This window comes from Streptomyces sichuanensis (genome assembly GCF_020328095.1).
Lineage (GTDB): Bacteria > Actinomycetota > Actinomycetes > Streptomycetales > Streptomycetaceae > Streptomyces > Streptomyces cinnamoneus.
This window is the reverse complement of record NZ_JAIXMK010000227.1, coordinates 1-4,877: the sequence shown is the minus strand read 5'-3', so window position 1 is coordinate 4,877 and position 4,877 is coordinate 1. Positions and strand designations below refer to the sequence as shown.

The window sequence follows — 4,877 nt, the reverse complement described above, 5'->3', positions numbered from 1 at the left end:
CGCCGGCGCGGACGGCCGCACGCCGCCCGGCGAGGAGGTCCCGGACGCGCGCAGCGAGGAGTCGGCCGCCCCGCCCGCCACGATGCCCCCGGTGCCCGCCGGCCGGCACCCGGACGCGGTGATGACCACGGTCATGACCCCGGTCGTCACCGCGGGCGCCGTGCCCCGGCCCCCCGCCGCCCCGCCGCGCGGGCCGGCGGCCGGGCAGTCCTGGGCGCAGAAGCTCATGTCCGGTGGCAACCGGCGCAATCTCCTCGCGGCGGGCGCCGGCGCCCTGCTCGCGGCCGTCCTCGGCACCGTCGTCACCCTCGGCGCCACCACGGGCGGTACGGACGGCCCGTCGTCGGACACGGTGCGGCCGGGCCAGACCGCCTCCCAGCAGGACGGCGACGGCGGGCTGAGCGCCGACGAGCCGGCCGCCGGGGAGCCCGGCGCCCCGCAGGTGCAGGACCGGCCGGGCCGCCCCGGCCGGACCTCCGGCCCGAGCGGCTCGGCCCCCGGCACCCCCGGCCCCTCCGGCAGCCCCTCGCCGTCCGGATCGCCGGGCGGCGACCCGGCGCCCCGGCCCCCGACGGTCCCGGGCCGGCCCTCGCAGAGCCCCAGCCGCTCGCCGGGCGGGGAGTCCCCGAAGCCGACGCCGACGCAGCCCACGCCGGACAGGACGACGAAGCCCGCCGACCCGCCGACGACCCCGCCCCAGCCCACCGCCGGCGGCACGTCCAACGCGGCCAGCGGACCGGCGACGGGCCAGCCCACCGCCGGCAGCCCGGGCGGCACCCCGGTCGCCTAGCACCGGCCGGCCCGCACCACGCGCGAGGGCCCGTACGCCACCGGCGTACGGGCCCTCGCGCGAGCAGGGGGCGGGTCAGAACAGCCGCAGCTTGTCGTCCTCGATGCCGCGCAGCGCGTCGTAGTCCAGGACGACGCAGCCGATGCCGCGGTCCGTGGCGAGCACCCGCGCCTGGGGCTTGATCTCCTGGGCGGCGAAGATGCCGCGCACGGGCGCGAGGTGCGGGTCGCGGTTGAGCAGCTCCAGGTAGCGCGTGAGCTGCTCCACGCCGTCGATCTCGCCGCGCCGCTTGAGCTCCACGGCCACCGTCGCGCCGTCGGCGTCACGGCAGAGGATGTCCACCGGGCCGATCGCCGTCGGGTACTCGCGGCGGATGAGGGTGTAGCCCTCGCCGAGGGTCTCGATGCGGTCCGCGAGCAGCTCCTGCAGGTGCGCCTCGACGCCGTCCTTGATCAGGCCGGGGTCGACGCCGAGCTCGTGCGAGGAGTCGTGCAGCACCTCTTCCATGGTGATGATGAGCTTCTCGCCCGCCTTGTTGATCACCGTCCACACGGCGACGCCGTCCTGGTCCTCCTCCTTGAGGGTGCACGGCGGAGACATCCAGTTCAGGGGCTTGTAGGCCCGGTCGTCCGCGTGGATGCTGACGCTGCCGTCCGCCTTGACCAGGATCAGACGGGGGGCGGAGGGCAGGTGGGCGGTGAGCCGGCCCGCGTAATCCACGGAGCAACGGGCGATGACGAGACGCATGGTGAGCCACGCTACTCGACTCCTGCCACTTCACGCGATTCGCCCGGGAAGGGCCCTGCGGGCTTTGGCCAGTTGTCGGTGTTCTCCTGGTGGGGCAGCAGTGGCCGGATTACCGTTGAAGCGGGCGGTCGCCGTACGGGCACAGGGCGTCGTCGTCCGCTCGCCCATCCCTGAGACCCCGCTCGCGGGGTCGCGAGAGGAGAACCCATGTCGCTCGACGTCTCACCGGCCCTCCTCGAACAGGCCGAGCGAGGCGAGGTCGACGAAGCCGATTTCGTCGACTGCGTCCGGACCTCCCTGCCCTACGCGTGGGAGATGATCAGCTCTCTGGTGGACCGGCTCCAGGTCGAAGGCGGGGAGTTCGCCGACAACCGGACGCCGCCGCCGGACGAGCAGGCGCGCGGTCAGCTGCTGCGCGCCCTGGCGAGTGACGCGATCCGCGGTGCGCTGCAGCGGCACTTCGGTGTCCGGCTGGCGTTCCAGAATTGCCACCGGGTGGCGGTCTTCCCCGTCGACCGCTCGGTGGACGAGCGTCTGGCCCGCTTCACCTCGGTGCGGGGCCAGCTGCTGAACCAGTCACCGGAGCTGCGTGACTGCTGATGCCGTTCGTGCTGCCGCTCCGGGACCGGGGGAGGTGCGCAGAGAGCGGGGGCGGCAGCTCCGCCCGGAGACGGGGGCACGGGAGACGGGGGTACGGGGGACGAAGGACGTGGGGCAGGGGGGTCAGCCGAGCAGGGGCAGCACGTCCGAGCCGAGCCGGCGCAGGTTCTCCTCGGTGGCCGCGAGGTCGCCCGAGCCCTCGGCGAGCAGGGCGAAGCGGTGGATGCCCGTGCGTTCGGCGGTGGCCGACAGCCGGTCCGCGCACAGCCGGGGCGGGCCGACGGGATGCAGCTCGCACAGCAGCTCCGTGTACGCGAGGGGGTCGCGCATCCGGCGGGCCCTTCCGTCGACCGTCACATGCGCCGTGAGCCCGTGGTGGAACCACCCCGGCATCGCCTTCAGCAGCGTCTCCGCCGCCTCGGGGCGCCGGTCCCCGATCTGCACGACGCCCGCCGCCACATGACCGGCGGCCGCCACCGCCTCCGGTGAACTCCCGCCCTCCAGGGCGCACTTGCGCCACAGGGCCACCATCTCCGCCTTCTCCTCGTCCGTGCTGTGCATGCCGAGCAGCATCGGCAGCCCGTGGGCCGCCGCCAGCCGTACGCTCGCGGGCGAGGTGCACGCGACGACCACGCCGGGGCCGGGGTCCTCCAACGGGTCGTCGGGGCGCGGGACGACCGGCACCTCCCGGAAGGCGAACCGCTCGCCGGCGCTGCCGACCCGGGGTTCCCGCAGCCACCGCATCAGCAATTCGAGCGACTCGGGGAACCCCTCTTCGTACGCCCCGAGGCCGGAGTTGAACACCTCCAGGTCGACCCACGGCCCGCCCCGGCCCACCCCCAGGGTGAACCTCCCGCCCGAGGTCAGGTGCAGCAGGGCCGCCTGCTCGCCCAGCGCCACCGGGTGCGTGGTGGGCAGCACGCTCACGGCCGTACCGACCCCGATGGTGCGGGTGCGGCCGAGCAGCAGAGCCGCCAGGGTCACCGCGGACGGGCACACGCCGTACGGTACGAAGTGGTGTTCCGCCAGCCAGACGGCGTCCAGCCCCGCCTCCTCGGCGACCTCCGCCGACCGGACGGCTCTGTACAACGCCTCCTCGTGGCCCTGGCCCGGGAATTGGGCGGCCAGGACAAACGCTCCAACGCGCATCGCTCTTGTTCCTCCTAGCGACCGACGCGGCACCCCCCTGGAGGCAATAACGGCTGACACGTGCCAAAGGTACGGCCGAGCGTGAAGTTTTCATGATGATCGGTGCGCAGGCGCCATAGGCCCGTGCGGACGGCGGATCGTGGGTACGGCCGTGCCGCGTAGGCTGGTCCGCGACCCGTAGCCCCAGACCTCCCGAGGTGCCCCGTGTCCCCGCGCCGAAACCGCCCGCGAGGCGGCGACGACAAACACGCCCCCCTCCCGCGCGACGAGAGCGGCGAACGGTACGGCCTGGAGCGCACGGAGAGCTGGCAGGGCGAGGACTGGGCCGTGCGCATGATCGGCGGCGGTGCCGCCGCGAAGCACTACCGCTGCCCCGGCTGCGACCAGGAGATCCCGCCGGGCGTCCCGCACGTCGTCGCCTGGCCGCGGCACGGCGCCGGCGTCGACGACCGGCGGCACTGGCACAAGTCCTGCTGGAACGCGAAGGACCGCCGGAGCGCGCGGCTCCAGCGGTCCCGTAACGCGCCGCGGTACTGACCGGCGGCCGCCCGGCTAGGCGTCCCGCTTGACCAGCGAGGCGTACGCGCCGCCCAGGGCCCCGGCCGCGACGCCGATCATGATCCACAGCGGGGTCCAGCCGCTCGGTCCCGAGACCGGGTCGGCGGAGGTGCCGTAGAACGCCGCCAGCTGGTTGGGGATCGAGTACTCGAAGAACGCCTGGCGGATGTCGCTGAGCGCGTCCGTCGCCATGAACATCGCCAGGACCAGCGGGAGCAGCACCACGCCCAGCATGACGGTGATGGCCCCGGCGGAGTGCCGCAGCAGGGTGCCCACGGCGAGGGCCACCAGGCCCAGGGTGGCGGTGTACAGGCTCACGCCCACCGTCGCCCGGAGCCACGCCTCGGCCGACGGATCGAAGGAGGACTGGTCCTCCAGCAGCGTCCAGCCGGCCATCGACACGAGCACGGTGCAGAGCAGCATGATCGTGAACGTCAGCAGGAAGAAGACGACCGCCTTGGCCGCCAGCACGCGCCCGCGGTTCGGGCAGGCGGTCAGGGTCGTGCGGATCAGGCCCGTGCCGTACTCGGACGAGATCGTCAGCACCCCGAGGGTGATCACGCAGATGATGCCGAGCAGGAGACCGAAGAAGCCGACGAAGAGCGGCGAGCCCTCGTGCATCTCGTTGCCCGTGCTGTCGAAGCCCACGGCGACCAGCAGGCCGATGCCGACGACGAGCAGCACCATGACGCCCAGCGTCCACACCGTCGACCGGACCGAACGGATCTTGGTCCACTCGGAGAGCAGGGCGTCGGCGAGCGTGGCCCGGCGGATCGGGATGGGCGAGACGTAGCCGCCGCCGGGCGCCTGCCCGGGCCAGTAGCCGGCCTGCGGGCCCGGCGCCTGCGGGGCGTGGTGGGAGTGCGGGGCCTGGTGGGCGTAGGCGGGGGCGCCCGCGGGCGGCTGGGGCGCCTGCTGCGGCGCGTGCTGCGGGGGCGCGGGGTGCTGGGGGGTGGTCATCGGGCGTCCTCGCTGTCGCGCTTGGTCAGGTCGGCCGGGGCGCTGTGCGGCGCGGGGGCGGCCGGCGGGGGAG

Annotated in this window: 5 protein-coding genes and 1 pseudogene; 3 read left to right on the top strand and 3 right to left on the bottom strand. The window is 74.4% G+C overall.

Annotation, left to right across the window (positions count from 1 at the left end; genetic code table 11):
• Positions 1–790: pseudogene (locus tag LE181_RS31430) on the top strand (ATP-binding protein); the annotation flags it as partial.
• 75 nt (positions 791–865) lie between these two features.
• Here the strand turns inward: LE181_RS31430 and nucS are convergent.
• The gene (gene nucS, locus LE181_RS31425) at positions 866–1,537 is read right to left on the bottom strand and encodes an endonuclease NucS (protein WP_225664974.1); all 672 of its coding nucleotides are present in this window, start codon (positions 1,535–1,537) and stop codon (positions 866–868) included.
• 207 nt (positions 1,538–1,744) lie between these two features.
• Here nucS and LE181_RS31420 point away from each other — a divergent pair, with 207 nt between their 5' ends.
• Positions 1,745–2,137 (top strand): SCO5389 family protein, encoded by a 393-nt coding sequence (locus LE181_RS31420; protein WP_225664973.1) that lies wholly within the window; start codon positions 1,745–1,747, stop codon positions 2,135–2,137.
• A 123-nt stretch (positions 2,138–2,260) separates the two neighbouring features.
• On the opposite strand, the gene LE181_RS31415 is transcribed toward LE181_RS31420, so the two are convergent.
• Entirely contained in the window at positions 2,261–3,286 is a 1,026-nt protein-coding gene (locus tag LE181_RS31415) for an LLM class flavin-dependent oxidoreductase (protein ID WP_225664972.1), read from the bottom strand.
• A 204-nt stretch (positions 3,287–3,490) separates the two neighbouring features.
• Between LE181_RS31415 and LE181_RS31410 the strand changes: the two genes are divergently transcribed.
• A complete protein-coding gene (locus tag LE181_RS31410) occupies positions 3,491–3,823 on the top strand; it encodes an Rv1322 family protein (RefSeq protein WP_225664971.1) in 333 nt (110 codons plus the stop codon).
• A gap of 15 nt (positions 3,824–3,838) precedes the next feature.
• Here the strand turns inward: LE181_RS31410 and LE181_RS31405 are convergent, their stop codons facing one another.
• The gene (locus LE181_RS31405) at positions 3,839–4,804 is read right to left on the bottom strand and encodes an ABC transporter permease (RefSeq protein ID WP_225664970.1); all 966 of its coding nucleotides are present in this window, start codon (positions 4,802–4,804) and stop codon (positions 3,839–3,841) included.
• Positions 4,805–4,877: the final 73 nt, after the last annotated feature.